Source organism: Myxococcus llanfairpwllgwyngyllgogerychwyrndrobwllllantysiliogogogochensis (genome assembly GCF_006636215.1).
GTDB classification, from domain to species: Bacteria; Myxococcota; Myxococcia; order Myxococcales; family Myxococcaceae; genus Myxococcus; species Myxococcus llanfairpwllgwyngyllgogerychwyrndrobwllllantysiliogogogochensis.
Genome location: NZ_VIFM01000019.1, coordinates 25,322 through 45,910, shown reverse-complemented (window position 1 = coordinate 45,910; position 20,589 = coordinate 25,322). Strand labels below are relative to the sequence as shown.

At 70.9% G+C, this 20,589-nt stretch carries 4 protein-coding genes; all 4 read right to left on the bottom strand.

What is annotated here, in order from left to right; genetic code table 11:
- Position 1 precedes the first annotated feature (1 nt).
- The gene (locus FJV41_RS07165; protein ID WP_141641665.1) at positions 2-5,575 is read right to left on the bottom strand and encodes a type I polyketide synthase; all 5,574 of its coding nucleotides are present in this window, start codon (positions 5,573-5,575) and stop codon (positions 2-4) included.
- Positions 5,576-5,594: 19 nt separating this feature from the next.
- The gene (locus tag FJV41_RS07160; RefSeq protein WP_141641664.1) at positions 5,595-11,183 is read right to left on the bottom strand and encodes a type I polyketide synthase; all 5,589 of its coding nucleotides are present in this window, start codon (positions 11,181-11,183) and stop codon (positions 5,595-5,597) included.
- Positions 11,180-18,244 carry a type I polyketide synthase gene (locus FJV41_RS07155; RefSeq protein ID WP_246137057.1) on the bottom strand — a complete coding sequence of 2,355 codons (7,065 nt, stop codon included), beginning with the start codon at positions 18,242-18,244 and terminating at the stop codon, positions 11,180-11,182. The genes FJV41_RS07160 and FJV41_RS07155 overlap by 4 nt, the downstream gene beginning before the upstream one ends.
- 875 nt (positions 18,245-19,119) lie before the next feature.
- A complete protein-coding gene (gene dbpA / locus FJV41_RS07150; protein ID WP_141641662.1) occupies positions 19,120-20,502 on the bottom strand; it encodes an ATP-dependent RNA helicase DbpA in 1,383 nt (460 codons plus the stop codon).
- Positions 20,503-20,589: the final 87 nt, after the last annotated feature.

The window sequence follows — 20,589 nt, the reverse complement described above, 5'->3', positions numbered from 1 at the left end:
TTCACTCAGCCAATGCGGCGAGCTTCTCCGCGAGGAGCGCCTCGGCCTCTTCGTCCGAGAGCTGCTTGACGTTGTTGACGAGCACGGCTTCGAGCGCCGCCGCTTCATCGCGGGGCTGCTCGGCCTGAGTCGTGATGGGAAGTTTCAGTTGCTCGGCCAGGTGCTCGACGAGTGACTCCACCGTCGGGTAGCGCCACACCAGCGTCGCCGGGAGCCGCAGCCCCAGGCTGGCCTCGAGCCGGTTGCGCAGCTCCAGCCCCATGAGCGAGTCCAGCCCCATGTTGCCGAAGGGCTGCTGCGGGTCGATGCGGGAGGGCGCCAGCCGGAGCACATGCCCGGCCTGCTCGCACAGGTGTGTTTCCAGCAGTTGAGCCCGCTTCGGCCGTTCCGCCGCGCGGAGCGTCTCCACGAAGGCGCCCCGGTCCGCCGGGCCTTCCGCGCGACGGGACTGCTCGCCAGCGAGCCGTGACAGGAACGGCGACTTCGCCGCCGTCAGGTAGAACTCGCTCCACTGGCGCATGTCGAAGCGCATCACCACCACCCGCGCCTGGGAGCCCGTCAGAATCCGGCCCAACGCCTCGAGCGCCTGTGCGGGCGGCATGCTGTCCACGCCTCGCTGGGAGATGCGCTCGCCGCGAGCCTCCGCCGCGGCCGCCAGTCCCACGCCAGCCCAAGCGCCCCAGTCGACGCTCAGCGCGGGCAGGCCCAGTCCCCGCCGGTACGACGCCAGCGCGTCGAGGAAGAAGTTGGCCGCCGCGTAGTTGCCCTGTCCCGGTGAGCCCAACAGCGAGCCCGCCGCCGCGAAGAGCACGAAGCTGTCCAGCGGCAGGGCCTGCGTCAGCACATGCAGGTTCCACGCGCCATGGACCTTGGGCTCCATCACCTTGCGCAGGCGTTCCGCGGTCAGGTTCGCCAGCACGCCGTCATCGAGCACCGCCGCCGCGTGGAAGACTCCCCGCAGCGGAGGCATCTGGGCCGCGAGTTCACCGAGCACCCGCTCCAGGTCCGCTCGCACCGCCACGTCAGCCTTGCACACCCGGACCTCCGCGCCCGCCGCGCGCAGCCCCTCCAGCGTCCGCTGCGCCTCCTCGGAGGCACCACCCCGACCCAGCAGCGCGAGGTGGCGGGCACCGCGCTCCACCAACCACTCCGCGAGCTTCAGGCCCAGACCTCCCAGGCCGCCGGTAATCAGGTACGTGCCATCGGCGCGAAGCTCCGCCGGCGCGGCCTTGCTTCGCTCCATGCGCGACAGTCGGGCCACGAACCTCGCGGGCCCCCGAAGCGCGACCTGCTCCTCCGGCGTCGACGCGAGCAACTCACTGGCGAGCCCGCGTGCCTGGTCCTCGTCGAGCGCGCCCAGGTCCACCGAGCAGCACCGGAGCTCGGGGTGCTCCAGCGAGAGCACCCGGCCCAATCCCCAGATGGGGGCCTGCTCCACATGGAGGACCTGCTCCGAGGGACGGGGCGCCTGGACACCTTCCGTCACCAGCCACAGCCGAGGCATGTCACGGAAGCCCGAAGCCACCAGGGCCTGCGCGAGGTGGAGCGCACTGCCCGCCCCGAGCGTCCGCGCTCGCGCCAGGGCCTGGGGCCCGTCGTCGGGACGAGGCGCATCCAGGCTGAAGAGGTGGACGACGCCCCGGCACGATTGCCGCCCGGCGCCGAACTCGGCTTCCAGAATCCGCTCAAAGCCTTCCACCCGGGACGGGTCGACCACGTAGTGCCCGGGCTCGATGAGGCGGGACTCCTCGCCGTGAGAGACGAGGATGCACCGCTCGCCGCGCGCGCTCAGCGCCGCCTGCAACTTCCGGCCGAAGCCCTGCCGGTCCAGGAGCACCAGCCAGGCCCCGGGCGTGGAGGCCGGAGCGGGCGTCACCTGCTCACGCGGCATCTCCTGCCAGTCGACCTGATACATCCACGAATCGACCTCGTCGGAGGACCGCCGCCGCATCGCCTCCAGCCGGCGGCACAGCAGCCCCCGGGCCTCCATCAGCACGCGGCCCTCGCCGTCCAGCAACGTCACATCCGCTTCGAGCGAGCCCGCGCCGCTGCGCGTGCCGGGCCGGATGCGGGCGTGTCCCCACAGCTCCCCGCCGGGGCGCCCGTGGGCGCGCAGGCTCTCGACAGCCATCGGAACGAACGTCTCTCCCGGCCGGTCGCCCAACCCCGCTCCGTTGATGACCTGGAGGCAGGCATCCAGCAGCGCCGGATGGAGCTGATGGGCCGCCATCTCCGAAGCAACCGACGACGACAATTCCAGGCGCCCCACCGCCTCGCCGGGCCCCTTCCACAGCTCCTTCAGCAGTTGGAAGCTGGGACCGAAGTCGACGCCTCGCTCCTTCATGAGCTGGTAGTGCGTCTCTCCGTCCATCCGCTCCGTGCACCGCGCACGCGCCTCGTCGAGCGCGAAGGCCTCCGCCGCCTCGGCTTCACGGAGCCGGCCCTCGGCGTGCAGCGTCCAACCACCGCCCGCTTCCGTGGACCGGCTGAAAATCTGGAACCGCTTCGCTCCGCCCTCGTCCGGGGTGAAGCGCATCTGCACCGCGAGCGGCTCGTCGCGGGAGAGCACCATCATCTCCTGGAAGCTGACGTCCTCGAGCGCATGGCGCGTGGGTCCCAGCGCCTCGGCGGCACCCGCGAGCGCCATCTCAAGATAACCCGTCCCAGGAAGGACGACCTCTCCGTGCACGACGTGGTCACCCAGATACGCCGGGCTGTCCGCCAGCAGCCCGGTCTGCCACAGATGCGCGCCGTCCTCTCCGGCCAGCGCCACGTGGGCCCCCAGCAACGGGTGCTGCCCGGCGACCAGGACCTGACGCGCGCGCGGGGATGACTCGAACCAGAAGCGCTCGTGCTGCCAGGGATAGGTGGGGAGCGCCGCCCGGAGGCCTCGCACCGGGTGCTGGCGCTGGAAGTCCACCGCATGCCCCACGGCGTACAGGGAGCCCAGCGACGACAGCATCGAGCCCCGCTCATCCTCGTTGCGCCGGAGTGAAGGCAGCACCGCGCCCTCGCGCCCGAGGTGCCTCAGGTGTTGCTCCACGGCGGGCAGGAGGATGGGATGCGGGCTCAGCTCGATGAAGATGTCGTGTCCGTCGACCGCGAGTCGCTCGATGGCCGTCGAGAACAACACCGGCTCGCGGAGGTTGTCGGCCCAGTAGGAGGCGCCGAACGCCGCGCCATCCGTCAGCGCTCCCGTCACCGTCGAGCAGATGGGGACACGCGACGCGCGGGGTGAGATGCCCTGAAGGGCCGCGAGCAGCTCCGGCCGCAGCGAGTCCATCTGCGGGCTGTGCGACGCGACGTCCACCTTCACGAAGCGGCAGAAGACCTCCCGCTGCGTGAGCACGCCGGAAATCTTCTCGAGGGCCCCAGGGGCTCCCGAGAGGACGGTGGAGCGCACGCTGTTGCTGACCGCGACGGAGACCTGGTCCTCGAAGCCGCGCAGGGCCTCTTTCGCCTCTTGCAGCGTCAGGTCCACCAGGAGCATCGAGCCCTGGCCACTCACGCCGCGCAGCAGCCGACTTCGTCGGCAGATGATGGTCGCCGCGTCCTCCAGGCTCAGCGTGCCGGCCACGTGTGCCGCGGCCACCTCGCCCATGCTGTGGCCCACCACCGCGTCCGGCTCGATGCCCCACGCGCGCCACAGCTCCGCCAGCGCCACTTCCATGGCGAAGAGCACGGGCTGGATGACGTCAATCTCGTGCAGACGACCCTGGCCCTCCTCGACCGCGAGCTCCGCCAGGACACTGAAGTCGGCGCAGGCCCGGATGGCCACGTCGCACCGCTCCAGCGCGGCGCGGAACGCGGGCTCCTCCTCAAGCAGCCTCCGGCCCATGCCCAGCCACTGCGAACCCTGGCCCGGGAAGACGAAGACGACCCGGCGGCGGACCTGCCCCGAGCCGCGCCCGATGGCCGCCCCGGGCACGGACTCGCCCCGCGCGAACGCCTCCAGCTTCTCCACGAAGTCGGCGTGCGTGCGGCCCGCGAGCGCGAACCGCTGCTCGTGGTGGGAGCGCGACAGGGCCGCCGTGGCGCACACGTCGCGCGGCGACACGTCCGGGTGCTCGGTGAGCCAATGCGCGTGACTTGCGGCCATCGCCCGGAGCGCGTCAGCGCCGCGCGCCGAGAGCACGAGCAACTCCGCGCCCCGCGAAGGAAGCGGAGGCTGGGGCGCCGGAAGCGGAGGCTCCTGCAGGATGACATGCGCGTTCGTTCCACTGATTCCGAACGCGCTCACCCCCGCCAGACGCGGCTGCCCGGCACGCGGCCACGGCTGTACCTGCGTCGGGACGACCACCGGCGCGCCGTCCAGGACGATGTCCGGGTTGAGCCGCTGGAAGTGCAGGTTCGGAGGAATCGCCTCGTTGCGCAGCGCGAGCGCCGTCTTGAGGACGCCGGAGAGCCCGGCCGCCGCCTCCAGGTGGCCGAGGTTCGTCTTGACCGAACCCACGAAGAGCGGCGACTCGGCGCTCCTGCCCGTCGCCAGCGCCCGCGCCAGGGCCTGAAGCTCGATGGGGTCGCCCAGCGAGGTGCCCGTCCCGTGGGCCTCGACGTAGGAGATTCGCGAGGGCTCCAGGCCACCGCTCGCCAGGGCCTGGGCGATGACGCGCTCCTGCGCCGGGCCGTTGGGGACCATCAGTCCACTGCTGGCGCCGTCCTGGTTCACCGCCGAGCCTGCGACGAGCGAGAGAATCTCGTCACCGTGGGCCAGGGCATCGGAGAGCCGCTTGAGCACCAGGACGATGCAGCCCTCCGCGCGCACGAAGCCATTGGCGGAGGCATCGAACGTCTTGCAGCGCCCGTCGGGCGCGAGCCCCCTGCTGCTGGACAGCGCGATGGTCGCGTCCGGCATCAGCATCAGGTTGACGCCCGCGGCGAGCGCCACGTCGCTCTCGCGGTTGCGCAGGCTCTGGCAGGCCAGGTGGAGCGCGACCAGCGACGACGAGCACGCCGTGTCGATGGCCATGCACGGCCCCTGGAGGCCGAGCGTGTAGGAGAGCCGGCCCGCCGCCGCGTTCAGGGAGGTCCCCGTCAGGTGGTAGATGTCCGGGGCCCCGCCGAGCTCCCGCGCCTGGAGCTGCGCGTAGTCACTTCCGATGATGCCCAGGAAGACGCCCGTCTTGCTTCCGGCGAGCTGGTCGGGCGGCTGGCCCGCGCGCTCGAGCGCCTCCCACGCGACTTCGAGCAGCATGCGCTGCTGCGGGTCCATGCGCGCGGCTTCGCGGGGCGACACGCCGAAGAACGCGGCGTCGAAGTTCTCCACGCCGTCGAGGAATCCCCCCCAGCGCGCATAGGTGCGGCCCTGCTTCATCGGGTCGGCGTCGAACAACGCCTCCGCGTCCCACCGCTCACGGGGCACTTCGGTGATGGCGTCCACGCCCTCGTGCAGCAGTCGCCAGAATGCCTCCGGCGTCCGCGCTCCGCCCGGCACGCGACACGAGGTGCCGACGATGGCGATGGGCTCCGAACGCGTCCGCTTGAGGGCCTCGCTCTCCGCGTGCAGTTCGAGCGCCAGCAACACGAGCCTCTTGGGAGGGAGGCTCGAAATCTTCTCGTAGAATTCTTTGCTCATCGCCGTCGTGCCCGCCGCGTCAGCTCAGCTTCTGTGCAATCAACCGCTCGACTTCGTCGTCGGACAGCTCCGTGACCTGCGACAGGCGCGCGGAGAGGTCATCGATTCGCGCGGGCGCCACCTGCGCTCGCGGCTCTTGCGCCCCCGCCACGGTGGGCAGGGGGATTTCCACCGCGGTGACACTGCTGGCCAGACGCTTCGCCAGCGCCATGACGGTGGGGTGGTCGAACGCGAGGCTCGCGGGCAGCTCCTTCTCCAGCCCCCGCTGGAGCACCGCGCGCAGCTCCACGGACATCTGGGACGTCATACCCATCTGGAAGAAGCCCCGGTCCGTGGGGGGAAGCTCGGAGGGCGCGAACCCGAGGATGCGGCCGACCTCTCCCTGGATGCGGAGCACCAGCGTGTCGAAGCGGCGGTCGGGCGGAAGCGACTGGAGCTCCGCGAGCAACCGCGCCCGCGAAGACGCCTCACCCACCGACGCGGACGCGGACTCGCCCATGTGTCGCAGGAAGGGCCGGCGGCGCCGGGCCTCCCAGATGGGCTTGAGCACGCTCCAGTTCACCGACGCGACCGTCTTGTGGCTCGCGCCCGAGCCCAGCACCTGACCCATCGCATCGAGCGCACGCTCCGAAGCCATGGGATTGAGTCCGAAGCGCGCGAAGCCGCGCACGCTGTCGGCGCGCTCGCCGCCAATCTCGTCCCACGTCCCCCAGTGCAGGGTGGTCGCGGGCAGCCCCGAGGCCCTTCGGTGGTGCGCCAGCGCCTCCAGGAACTGGTTGCCCGCCGCGTAGTGCGCCAGGCCGGAGGCGCCCCACAAGGTCGACGTCGACGAAAACATCACGAAGAAGTCGAGCGCCAACCCGCGAGTCAGCTCATGAAGCACCCAGGTGCCGAGCACCTTCGGCCGCAGCATCGCCGTCATCGCCGTGAGGTCCAGGTCCTCCAGCCGTCGCTCCGTCAGGAGCGCCGCGGCGTGAATCACCCCACGCAGCGGAGGAAGCGTTTCGGCCGTCTCGCGCAGGAGCGTCGCCATCCGCTCCCGGTCCGCCACGTCGGCGGCCAGCGCGGTGACAGTCGCACCGAGTGCCCGGAGCGACTCGAGTGCCTCACGGCGCCGCTCCGACGCCGCGTCGCCGGAGCCCGACAGCCCCCCACGGCCCAGCAGCACGAGGTGCCGCGCGCCCCGCTCCACCAACCACCGCGCCACCTTCAGGCCCAGTCCGCCGAGCCCACCCGTGACGAGGTAGGTCGCGTCCTGGCGCAGCCTCAGCGGCTCCGTGGGTGCCGTCACCCGGCCACGAGTGAGACGGGCCACCAGCGAACGCCCCTCGCGGAGCGCGAGCTGGTCCTCGCCATCCACGCCGAACGCGGAGACCTCGCGAAGCACCGCCAGCGCCTCCTCGGGATGACGCTCCGGCGACAGGTCGATGAGGCCTCCCCATACTCCGGGCTGCTCCAGGGACACGCTGCGACCCATGCCCCACAGCGGCGCCTGGGCCAGCGACACCCGCTCGTCGCCCACGCCGGTGACCTGTGCGCCCCGAGTGACCATCCAGAGCCGCGCGCGGCCAGGTGAGCCCATGAGCGCCTTCACCAGGTGCAGCGCGGCCACGGAGGACTCCGGCGTCCCCGTCTGCTCGTCGAGCACCGCGTCGAGGCCCCACAGGAAGAGCGCACGGCCTTCGTGTCCCGAGGGCAGCGCGGGCAACTCGCGCAGCAGACGCTCCATGTCCTCCGGCCGCTTCGGGTCCACCACGAAGCGCCGTGCATCCAGCCGCTGGAATCCGCCTCCCGAGGTCACGGTGACAGGCGAAGCACCCTGGCGACGCAGCGCCTCCACGAGCCCGGCGCCCCAGCCCCCACCATCGACGAACACCAGCCAGTCCGCGGGCACAGGCGGGGCCACGCACACCGGCCTGGGCTCCCACGTCACGTCATGGAACCAGTCCTGGGTGCGAACCTCGCCCAGCACTTCCAACAGCCGCTCCGTCGCCACGCGCCGCAGCCGCACCCCGCGCGCCACGGCCACCGGGCGACCGGCGGCATCCAGCAACGTCAGCGTCCCCACGCGCTCCTCGGAGCGGGCCGTGGGCTCGATGGACACATGGGCCCACTGCACGTCCGCGCGGCCCGGAAGGCACTCGAACGACTCGAGGCTCAGGGGCATGAACAGCGCGGCCTTCTCGGGCTCCGCCGCGAGGGCGAGCGCCAGGGTCTGGAGCCCCGCGTCCAGCAGCGCCGGGTGGAGCTGGTAGCGCGCGGACTCCTGCATCCGCTCCGGTCCCATCACCACGCGCCCGAGCGCCTCACCGGGCCGCCTCCAGGCTTCGCTCAGCGTCCGCAGCGGCGCGTCGTACTGGACATCGCTGCGCTCCAGCTCCTCGTAGATGGCCGCGCCCTGGACGTGCTGTGCGCAGCGTGAGCGCACCGCCTCGATGACGTCCGGCACTCCCGTGAGCACCCCCAGCGGCCGGACCTGACCCCGGCAGTGCCGCACCCACTCCGTCTCGGACGCGGCTCCGTCCACCGCCCGGCTGTGGAGATGGAACATGTGCCGCCCCTCCGAAGCCGAGGAGAGGTGGACCTGCACGATGCGCCGTGAAGACTCCGTCAGCACCAGCGCGCGCTCGAACTCCACGTCGGAGAGCTCCCGGGCGCCCGAGCCCAGCGACTCGGACGCGGCGCTCAGCGCGAGTTCGACCAGGGCCGAGGCAGGGACCACGGCGACGCCGCCCAGCCGGTGCGCCCCCAGCCACGGCAGGGAGGTGCTGCTCAGCTCCAGCTCGAAAATCTGGCCATCCACTCCATGCGCGACACGGACCGGTCGGCCCTTCAGGGACGTCACCTGCTCGGCGATGGAGACGACGGGCGTCGCCACCGCGTCGAGCCAGTACCGCTTGTGCCGCCAGGGATACGTGGGCAGCGGGACGACCTGTCCGCCCTCCGGGAACAGCCGCGTCCACGCCACGGGGCAGCTCGCGCGGTACAGCGTGCCCACGGACTCCAGCATCACCGTGCGTTCGGACTCCTCGCGGCGCAGGGAAGGCGCCGTCACCCCTTCGCGTCCTGCGTGCTGCATGCACCGCTCGACGGCGGGCAGCAGAATCGGATGCGGGCTCATCTCCAAGAACACGGTGTGCCCGCCCTCGACCAGGCCGAGCACGGCCGAGGAGAAGAGCACCGGCTCACGCAGGTTGCGCACCCAGTACGCCGCATCGAAGCCCGAGCCATCACAGCCGGTGGCCGTCACCGTCGAGACGATGGGCACCGAGGCGGAGCGCGGCCGGACCGAGGAGAGGACGGAGAGCAGCTCTTCTCGCAGGCAGTCGACCTGCGGGCTGTGAGAGGCCACGTCCACCTTCACCCAGCGGCAGAACACGTTGCGGGCTTCGAGCGACCCGCGAAGCTCCTCGAGCGTCACCGCATCGCCGGACAGCACCGTGGACGTCGGGCTGTTGCTCACCGCGATGGCCACGCGCTGCTCATGCCCCACCAGGACCTTGCGCGCGTCCGCCAGGGACAGCTCCGTCGCCAGCATCGCGCCCTGGCCACTGATGCGCTTGAGCAGCCTGCTCCTGAGGCAGATGATGGCCGCCGCATCCTCCAGGGTGAGCGCGCCCGCCACATGCGCCGCGGCCACCTCGCCCATGCTGTGCCCCACCACCGCGTCCGGCTCGATTCCCCAGGAGCGCCAGAGGGCCGACAGCGCCACGGCCATGGCGAACAGCACCGGCTGCACGACGTCGATTTCCCCCAGGCGCGACGACTCGGAGGGCGCCCGGAGCACGTCGAGCAACCCCCAGGACACATGGGGGCGCATGGCCGCGTCGATGCGCTCGAGCGCATCGCGGAAGACAGGCTCCTGGTCGAGGAGCTGACGACCCATGCCGTGCCACTGCGAGCCCTGGCCCGGGAACACGAAGGCCACCTTGGGCCGCTCGTCCGTGCCCTTCATGGCGGCGGTGACGCCCGACGAGGCGAGGTCCTGGAGCTTCTCGGCGATGGCGGCCGGGGAGTCGCCCGCGACGGACAGGCGGTACTCCTGGTGGGTGCGCCGCAGCGAGGCCGTGTAGCAGACGTCCCGGAGCGACACGTCCGGCGACGCCACGAGGAGGCTTGCATAACCGCGCGCCAGGGCCTGGAGCGCGGCGGGCGAGCGCGCCGACAGGGGCAGCAGGTGGGCACCCTCCGAGCGCTGGGACGGCGCGGCCACGGGCGCGGGCGGCTCCTCGAGAATCACGTGCGCGTTCGTCCCGCTGATGCCGAACGAGCTGACCGCGCCCCGGCGCTTGCGCTCGGCCTGGACGGGCCACGGGTGGAGTGACGTCGGGAGGGTGATGGACTCGCCGGTGAAGTCGATTCGCGGGTTGAGCCGCTGGAAGTGCGTGAGCGGCGGAACGGCCTCGTGCCGCAGCGAGAGGACCATCTTGATGATGCCGGCGATTCCCGCGGCCGACTCCAGGTGGCCAATGCTCGTCTTCGCCGCGCCCACGACGAGCGCCTGCCGCGCGGACCTGCCGCTGGCGTAGACCTCGTGGAGCGCCTCCATCTCGATGGGGTCACCCAACGACGTCCCCGTCCCGTGCGCCTCGACGCAGTCGATGTCGGCGGGCTCCAGGTTCGCGCTCTGGAGCGCCTGACGGATGAGCGCCTTCTGGGCGAGCACGTTGGGCGCCGTCAGCCCCGCCGACTTGCCGTCCTGGTTGACGGCCGAGCCCCGCACGAGCGCCAGGATGGGGTCTTTGGCGGCGATGGCATCCGACAGTCGCTTGAGGACGACCACGCCACAGCCCTCGCCGCGCACGAAGCCGTTGGCGCGCGCGTCGAAGGTCTTGCAGCGCCCATCCGGCGACAGCGCCTGGGCCCTGGAGACGCTGCTCGAGGAGAGCGGCGAGAGGATGAGGTTGACGCCGCCCGCCAGCGCCATCGAGCACTCCTGGTTCCGCAGGCTCTGCGCGGCCAGATGCAGCGCCACCAGGGACGAGGAGCACGCGGTGTCCACGGTCAGGCAGGGGCCCTGGAAGTCCAGGAGGTAGGACAGGCGCCCCGGCACCACGCAGTTGATGGCGCCCGTCACGCTGCTGGAGTCACGCGCGGACGGGTTGCCCACCTGGAGCAACGCGTAGTCGTCGCTGTACACCCCGATGAACACGCCCGTGCGGCTGCCCGCGAGCCGCGACATGTCCTGCCCGGCGTCCTCCAGCGCTTCCCAGGCGACCTCCAGGAGGATGCGCTGCTGCGGGTCCATCCGGTGCGCCTCGTGCGGCGAGATGCCGAAGAAGTCCGCATCGAACTGGTCCACGTCCTGGATGAAGGCCCCCCACCGCGCCCCCAACTTCTCCAGGGCCTCGGGGTCCATCCGCGCCATCTCCTCACGCGTCCACCGCGAGGAGGGCACCTCGGTGACGGCGTCCCCGCCATCGCGCAGGAGGTTCCAGTACGACTCCGGGTCCTTGCCTCCACCCGGGAAACGGCACCCCATGCCGATGATGGCCACCGGCTCCGAGCGGGTGCCCTCCACCGCGTCCAGGCGGGACTTGAGGTCCATCGCGAGCAGCGCGAGCCGCTTGGGGGAGTACTGCGCGATTTTCTCCGCGAAGCTCGTCATGTGCCCTGCCCCATGCGCTGAGCGAACAGCCGCTCGACTTCCTCTTCGGACATCTCGTCAATCGCACTCGCCTCGGCGATGGCCGGCGGCGCCGCTTCGTCCAGTGGCTCCGGAGCCCGGTCCTCGAGCGGAAGCCCCAGCTTCTCCGCCAGGAAGGGCGTGAGCGTGGCCACCGTCGGATAGGTCCACACCACCGTCGCGCTGAGCTTCAGCCCGAGCGCCGCCTCCAGGCGGTTGCGAATCTCCATGCTCATCAGCGAGTCGAGCCCCAGGTTCATCAAGGGCGTCCTCGGGTCGATGCGCGCGGGCGCCATGCGCAGCACGCCACCCACCAGCTCGCGCAGGTGGCCATCCAGCAGGGCCCGGCGCTCGGAGGCACGAGCGGCGAAGAGCTGCTCGCGAATCCGGCTCCGTCCCGCGCTCACGGAGGGCCGGGCAGAAGGCTCCTGGGCGAGCCGGGTGAAGTAGGGCGACTGCGCCGCGGACAGGTAGAAGCCCAGCCACTGCCTCGCGTCGAACGACATCACGCTGAGCTGTGGCCGCGTCTGTCCCATCAACATGCCGAGCACGCTGAGCGCCTTGTCCGGAGACATGCCCCGCAGGCCCCGGGCCTCGAGCCGCTCACCCCGGTTGGACTGCGCCGCCGCGAGCCCGACGCTCGTCCAGGTTCCCCAGTTGATGCTCAGCGCGGCCAGTCCCCGCGCGCGGCGGTCATGGGCCAGCGCGTCCATGAACGCGTTGGCGGAGGCGTAGTTCGCCTGCCCCGGCGTGCCCAGCGAGGCGGCCACGCTGGAGAAGAGCACGAAGTGCTCCAGCGGCAGGTGGTGCGTCTGGGCGTGCAGGTTCCAGGTCCCCAGGACCTTGGGGGCCATCACCGCGGCGAAGCGCTCCTCGGTGAGGTTGAGCAGCAGGCCATCCTCGAGGAGCCCCGCCGCGTGGAACACGCCGCGCAGCGGTGGCATCGCCTCGTCCACCCGGGCCAGCGCTCGCGCCACGTCATCCGCGACGGCGACATCCGCCTGGAAGGACTCCACGCGCGCGCCCGTCTGGCGCAGCTCCGTGAGTATGTGCTCGGTGGCCTCGGTGGGAGCACGGCGCCCCAGCAGGAGCAGGTGACGCGCCCCATGGGAGACGAGCCAGCGGGCGACTTCGAGCCCCAGTCCGCCGAGTCCACCCGTGATGAGATAGGTGCCGTCGTCGCGAAGCAGCGTCGAGGGCTCCCGAGCGACCAGCGCGTCCGGGGCCCTGGACAGCCGCGCCACGAAGCGCGTGCCACCGCGCCAGGCGGACTGGTCCTCGAACGTCGTGGACGACAGCTCGCGGAGGAGCGCGTCGGCGCAGGCGTCCACACCGCCCTCGACATCCACGCGCGTGCAGCGCAGGTCCGGCTGCTCCACGGCCAGCACCTGTCCCAAGCCCCAGAGCGGCGCCTGCGCCACCGCGACGCGCTCCGGCGACCCGCCGACGGACCGCGCGCCCCGCGTGGTCAGCCAGAGGCGGGGAGCATCCCTCCAGCCCACCTGGGAGAGCGCCTGCGTCAGGTGCAGCACGCTGGTGGTGGTGGACCGGCGCGAGTCCTCCAGCGCCCGCGGCGTGAGCGCGTCATTCGCGGCGACATCGAGGCTCCACAGGTGCACCACCCCGCGGCAAGGAGGCGTCCCGGCCTCCAGCGCTTCCCCGAGCAGCCGGCGCAGGTGCTCCGCGTTCCGGGGGTCCACTTCGGCGCGCCCCGGCCCCGTGAGCCGATACGTCTCTCCAGGGACGACGAGCACGCACGTCTCCCCGCGCGCTCGCAGCAGGGTGGACAGCGCCAGCCCCACGCCCCCCTGGTCACCGAGAATCAACCAGCTTCCCGGTGTGCGCTCCGGCCACGTCGGCTCCACCGGCAGGGGCTGCTTCTCCCAGTCCACCTGGTAGAGCCACTCACCGAGCGCCTTGCGGGCCGCGACGCCCGCGTCGAGCCGGTACAGGCGCAGCTCGTCCAGCTCCAGCAGCACCTGTCCCTGGTCATCCAGGAGCCGCAGGTCGAAGGAGCGCTCCCGCTCGTTCGCCGCCCCGTCGCCCACGGCAGTCACGTGGACCCACACCGCGCGCCCAGGCCGCTGGAAGAGCCGCACCCGGCCCAGTCCCACCGGCACATAGGTGGGCGCCACGGCCGACGCCTCCGCCACGGACGCAATCAGCTCCACCGCGACCTGGAGGCTCGCGTCCAGGAGCGCGGGATGAAGCCGGTACGCTCCGCTCTCGGCGGCCACCTGCTCGGGAAGCTCCACACGTCCCAATCCCTGACGCTCGCTTCGCCACAGCCGCCGCAGGCCCTGGAACGTGGGGCCGTACATGAGCCCCTGCTCCTGCCTGCGCTGGTAGTGGGCCTCGGAGGAGAGCTCCACGGGGAGCCGCTGCCGCAGTGACTCGGGAGGCTCGGAGACGGGCCTCGTGGCCGCGTGTTCCTCACGGCGCAGGCGCCCCGCCGCATGCTTGCGCCAGCCCGCGTCGCCCTCGGCGCGGCTGGAAATCTGGAAGGAGGCATGCCCCGCCTCCTCCTCGTTCAGCACCACCTGCACGCGCCGCGACTCCGCCGGCTTGAGCGCGAGCATCTCGCTGAGGGAGACGTTCTCGAGCACGAGCCCCGCCTCACCCAGCACCTCCGCTCCGGCGGAGAGCGCCAGCTCCAGATAGGCCGCGCCCGGGAAGACGACGTCCCCCCAGACGCAGTGGTCGGAGAGATACGGGAACGCCGCCGTGCTCACGCTCCGCTCCCAGAAGTGGGTGCCGGGCTGCACGGAGGAGGACAGCGAAGCGCCGAGCAGGGGATGTCCCGCGCGGCCCTCATCCCCGGAGCCCCTGAGCTCCGGGTCCGCCTCCGCTTCGTCCATCAGCCAGTAGCGCTCCCGCTGCCACGGGTAGCCAGGCAGCGCGACGACCCGCCCACCCGAAGGGTGCAGCGACGACCAGTCGACGGAGCACCCCCAGGCGTACAGCGCCGCGAGCGACTCCAGGAGGCTGCGCCGCTCAGGCATCTGTCGCCGCAGCGACGCGAGCGCGAGGGCCTCCCGCTTCGACTCGCGCAGCGTCTCCTCGATGGGCGCGAGCAGCACCGGATGCGGGCTCACCTCCAGGAACACGCTGTAGCCGTCCTCCAAGAGCTGCTCGACGGCGCCGTGGAACAGCACCGGCTCGCGCAGGTTCCGGACCCAGTAGGCCGGATGGAAGTCGCCCCCGTCGCTCGTCTGCCCCGTGACAGTGGAGTAGATGGGCACCGGCGCGGGCTGGGGCGCGAGGCCCTCCAGCACACGCAGGAGGTCGTCCTTCAGCGAGTCCATCTGAGGACTGTGTGAGGCGACATTCACCTTCACCCGGCGGCAGAAGATGCCCCGCCCTTCCAGCGTGGGCAGCAGCGCCTCCAGGGCCTCCGTGTCACCGGAGAGCACCGTCGAGCGCGAGCTGTTGCTCACCCCCACGGAGAGCCGCGTCTCGTAGCCCGTCAGGGCCGCGCGGGCCTCCTCCAGGCCAAGCTCCACCACGGCCATGGCCCCCTGCCCGCTCTTGCCGCGAAGCAGTTGGCTGCGCAGGCAGATGATGCGCGCCGCGTCCTCCAGGCTCAGCGTGCCGGCCACGTGCGCCGCGGCCACCTCGCCCATGCTGTGGCCCACCACCGCATCCGGCGTGATTCCCCGCGAGCGCCACAGCGCGGCCAGCGCCACCTGCATCGAGAACAGCACCGGCTGCACGACGTCGATGTCCTGGAGGCGCGAGCAAGGCTCCTCGGCGAGGAGCTCCTCGGTGAGCGACCAGTCCACATGGGGCCGCATCGCGCGCTCGCAGTCCTCGATGGCCTCGCGGAACACAGGCTCCTCGGCGAGGAGCTGGCGGCCCATGCCCAGCCACTGCGAGCCCTGACCGGGGAAGACGAACGCCACCTTGGCCTTCCCCTCCGGACTCACCTTCCCGTGGCTCACGCCCGGATGGGCTTCGCCACGCGCGAAGGCCTCCAGCGCCTCCGCCATCTCCCGCCGCGAGCCACCCACCACCGCCAGACGGTGCGAAAGCTGACCGCGGCGCACGCCTGCCGTGTAGGTGAGGTCCTCGAGCGACGCACCGGAGGCCTCGCCCAGCACGTCACGGAAGGCGGAGGCCAGGGACGTCAGGGCGTCGGGGCTTCGGGCCGACAGGGGCAGCACCCGCGCCGAAGCCTCGCCCTCTTCCACGCTCCCCCTGGAAACCGACTCCCAGCGGACCGGCTGGCCGTGGACGTACAGGACGCCCAGGGTGTCGAGCATCGTGCCCCGCGCGTCCTCCTGTCGACGCAGGGTGGGGACGAACAGCCCCGGCTGGCCGGCGTGGCGCAGGGTCGACTCGATGGGGTGCTTGAGAATCGCGTGGGGGCCCACCTCCAGGAAGACGCGGTGCCCCTCGCCAAGCGCGTGGGTGAGCACGCCCGTGAAGAGCGTGGGCATCGCGATGTTCTTCTGCCAGTGGGGGGCATCGGCCTGAGCACCCTCCAGCACCGCGGCGGTGACACCGGACACCATGGGGAGGCGCGCGGACGCGGGACGAATTCCCCGCAGCTCCTCGATGAGCACCTCACCCAGCACGTCCATCTGGTGGCTGTGCGCCGCCACGTCGATGTCTCCCTGGCGGCAGAACACGCCACGCGCCTGCAGGGCGGCGAGCACCTCGGCGAGCGCCGCGGGCTCCCCCGACAGCACCGTCGAGTCCGGGCCGGAGTCGATGGCGCGGTCCAGCCGCCCCTCGTAGCCCACCAGCAGTTCGGCGGCCTCGGCCCAGGGCACGGCCACGAGCGCCATCGCGCCCTCGCCGCTGCGCCGGTGCATCTGCCGGCTCTGGAAGCAGACGACGCGAACGGCGTCCTCCAGGCCCAGGATGCCCGCGGCATGGGCCGCAGCCACCTCGCCGATGCTGTGCCCCATCACCATCGCGGGCTCGACGCCCCAGGAGCGCCAGAGCGCCGTCAGGGCCATCTCCAGGACGACGATGGCGGGCAGCGCGAGGTCGATTCGCTTCAGCCGCGCCGCCGAGTCCTCCGCGCCCAGCACCTCCAGCAGCGACCAGCCCACGTTCTGCTGGATGAGCCGCTCACACCGCATCAGCACGGCCCGGAACACCGGCTCGGTGCGCATGAGGGACAACCCCATGCCGGGCCAATGCGCGCCATGGCCGGAGAAGACGAAGACCGGCTTCCAGCCGTGCTCGGGCCCCACGCTGCCCACGCACACGCCCGCCCGGGCCTCTCCGGACAGGAAGGCCTGGAGGCTCGCGCGCAGGTCCTTGCGCGACCGGACCGTCATCGCCAGGCGATGCGCGTGCGCCCCGTCTTCGTCCGCCGCCGAGCGCAGCAGCTCGGACCAGGGCTGGTGGATGGCGCCGTCCAGACGCTCGAACAGCCGCTGCGCCGCGGCCCGGAGCGCCTCCGGACTCTCCGCCGACACGCGCACGAGTTCGGCTCGGGGCGCGTCCGGCTCCTCGAGCAGGACGTGGCAGTTGGTGCCGCCGAAGCCGAAGGAGCTGACCCCCGCGAGGAGCTTCCGGTCCGGCTCCGGCCAATCCGTCAGGGTGTGTTGGACCTCCAGCCGCAGCGCCTCGAAAGGGATGAGCGGATTGGGCGTCTCGAAGTGGAGGCTCGGAGGGAGCGCCCGGTGCCGGATGGACAGGGCGACCTTGATGAGCCCGGTGATGCCCGCGGCGGCCTCCAGGTGGCCGACGTTCGTCTTGGCCGAACCGATGTGAAGGGGCTTGTCGACGGGCCGCCCCTCACCGAGCACTTCGCCCAGCGCGCGGGCCTCCATCGGGTCACCGAGCTGCGTGCCGGTGCCATGCGCCTCGACGTACTGCACGTCGGTCGTCGCGACCCCCGCGCGAGCGCAGGCCTGGCGAATCACCTCCGCCTGGGCGCTGGTGTTGGGCGCGGTGAGGCCGTTGCTTCCACCGTTGTTGTTGAGGGCGCTGCCTCGGATGACACAGCAGATGGAGTCGCCATCCGCGAGAGCCTGGGAGAGGGGCTTGAGCACGACCACACCGCCCCCCTCGCCCCGTACGAACCCGTTGGCGCGAGCATCGAAGGTGTAGCAGCGACCGTCCGGAGAGAGGGCGCCGAGCTTGGACAGGGCGACCGTGCTGTCGGGCGCGAGCGTCAGGTTCACGCCGCCCACCAGGGCCAGGGTCGACTCGCCCCTGCGAAGACTCTCACAGGCCAGATGCACCGCCGTCAGTGAAGACGAGCACGCCGAGTCCATGGACAGACTCGGCCCCCGCAAACCCAGGACGTAGGAAATGCGGTTGGCGACGATGCTGTGGTGGTAACCCGTGGCGGTGTACGAAGAGATGCGCCGCAAGCCGAGCCGCTGCAGCTGCGCCTCGTAATCCATCCAGACGGCGCCGAACATGACAGCCGTGGGCGAGCCCCGCAGCCGGTCCGCTGGGATGCCCGCATCCTCCAATGCCTCCCAGGTCAGCTCCAGCATGAGCCGCTGCTGCGGGTCCATGTGGAGCGCTTCCTTGGGTGAGATGCCAAAGAAGAGCGGGTCAAACCCATCCACCCGGTCCAGGTACCCGCCCCAGCGGGAGGTCACCTTGCCGGGAGCCGCGGGGTCGCGATCATAAAGACGGTTGACGTCCCATCGCTCGGCGGGGACCTCGGAGATGGCATTCGTCCCGCCCGCGAGCAGACGCCAGAACGCCTCTGGATTGGGGGCCTGGGGAAGACGGCACGCCATGCCAATCACCGCGATGGGCTCATCCCCCATCGAGTGTCTGGGAAGGACCTGCGAGGTCGGGCGAGCCCGCGCTCCAGAGAGGTGCGCGGCCAGGGACTCCAGGGTAGGGAATTCCCAGGCGAGCGTGGGTGACAACGGCCGCCCGAGCATCGCTCCCAACTCCGCGATGAAACCCGTGGCCATCACGGAGTCCAGCCCATACCTGCTGAAGCTCTCGCGCACGTCCAACTGGCGCGCATCGACTCCCAACCGTTGTGCAAGCACACGGGCCAGACGCGCCTGGATCCCAGCCAGGCCGTCCTTCACCACACTATCGTTCGCTGACACTGGAACCTCTAACTCGCGCGCCCGCAAGCCAATGACGTTTTCCTGGAAAGCGAGACGTAAACTGGCATAACCCGTTTCCCCTCTATTTGACGCGATGCGGGAAAAATAGATGCCAAAGATTGTCGTGCGTTGCAAGTCATAAAGCGGCACCGCCTGTTTTGCTGGAAAACAAAACAGGGTTGCGAAAACCGTGGCCCCCCAACAAATGGGGCCACGTCTGTATGAATTTGCCTGATGACCCCAGTCAGACAACCACGAGGCGAGTCTGGCGTCTCTCGTCGGGCAAAAACATTGCACAACTGCCATCCATGACTTGCGCCCTCGGAGATACCCGCACAGGACAGGCAGACGGTGGACACCGCCGCGTCCAGGAAATTCGACCTGCCTTCTCGAGAGCGCCACGAACGAAGGCCGTCACGCGGTCCTCGGGCCGGGCAACACACTCATAGAAATTTCATCGTGTCGGCAGAGCGACGCCCTCTCGCGATTGCCTTTACCTGGCATTCGTCAGACAGCCATCGCAAAGACTCGAAGCTGATGCACGGACGCCACAAATTCATGCGGGCTGGAAGCGGGGAGTCCCGTCACCCCGCCGCGACACGTGACACGGCCCGGGCCATCCACCTCGTTCCCAGGTCGTGCGAGGCACGAGCCCGCATCAGGTCATGCGCCGTGAGGGCACCGGTCCTCGGCGCCACCGCACGGCAGGGTGCTGCCCTGGCGCGGCGAACCTCCACGGGAGGCATCCCGCCCAGAAGCGGCAAGCCACTCAGCACTGGAGGATTCCCGCATGACGGAGTCACCCGTCGCGGGTGGGAGGGCCAGAAGGTGCGGGCCTGGCCCGTTCCGCGTGCGGGTTCGTTCTCCGCGGGCGGCTACTTCACGCGCTCAATCTTGTGCTTGCGGCCCTTGATCTTGCCCTCGCTCAAGCGCTGGAAGGCCACCTTGATCACGCGGCGCGCGACGGCGACGTAGGAGATGTGGTCCTGGATTTCAATCTTGCCGACGTCCGTGGCGGCGAAGCCACCCGCCTCACCCGTCAGCGCGCCGAGGATGTCTCCCGGCCTCATCTTGTCCTTGCGCCCGGCGGAGATGTAGAGCGTCTCCCAATCCGAGCCGAGCGAACCCGGCTTCGACGCCGCGGCCTCCAGCTCCGCCGCGTCGCCCGGCTCCAGCTTCAGGCCCAGCGACTGCTCAATCTCTTCCACCTTGCGCTTGTCGTTCGGCGCCACCAGGGCAATCGCGAGCCCCGTGCGCCCCGCGCGTCCCGTGCGTCCGATGCGATGCACGTACGGCTCCGGCTGGAAGGGCATGTCGAAGTTGACGACGGCGTCCAGCGCCTCCACGTCGATGCCTCGCCCCGCCACGTCCGTGGCGACGAGCACCCGCGTGGTGAGGTTGCGGAACTTCGCCATGACCCGGTCCCGCTCGAACTGCTCCAGGTCCCCCTGGAGTCCGTCCACGCTGACGCCCGCGTCGGAGAGCGCCTTCGTCAGCTCCACCACCGTCGCCTTGTGGTTGCAGAAGACGATGGCGGAGGACGGCTGGTAGAGCCGGAGCACGCGCAGCAACTGCTGGGTCTTGTCCTCGGGCTTCGTGTCGTAGCGGACCTGACGAATCGCGGGCGTGGCCTCGGTGTCCTCCACCGTCACTCGCACGGGGTCCTTCTGGAACGCGCGGCTCAGGGCCGCGATGTCCGGAGGGAACGTCGCGGAGAAGAGCACCGTCTGACGCCGTGACGGCATCGCGCCGATGATGCGCTCCATGTCCTCGCGGAAGCCCATGTCGAGCATCCGGTCCGCCTCGTCCAGCACCACCGTGCCCAGGCGCTTCGTCTCCAGCGCCTCGCGCTCCAGCACATCAATCACCCGGCCGGGCGTCCCCACCGCGATGTGCACGCCCTTCTCCAGCGCCTCCAACTGCGGCCGGATGGGCTGGCCGCCCGCCAGCACCAATATCTGAAGGCCCGGCAGCCGGCGCCCCAGCTTGCGAATCTCTCCCGCCACCTGGGCGCACAGCTCTCGCGTGGGGCAGAGCACCAGCCCCTGCAGGCGTCGGTCCTGGAGCTGGACGTGCTGGAGCATGGGCAGCGCGAAGGCCGCCGTCTTGCCGCTGCCGGTGCGCGCCTGGCCGACCAGGTCCTTGCCCTTGAGCAACACGGGGATGCTCTGCGCCTGGATGGGCGTGGCGGCCTGGAAACCCAGCTCGGCGATGACCTGGAGCAAGGGTGGAGACAGCTCGAGCGTGGCGAAATCCATCAGGGCCTCGATTGAACGGAGGCGCGGAAGGTGCCTCGGAATCCCGGGGCCCTTGTAGCAGCCGTCCGTGGCGGAACAAGCCCCTGT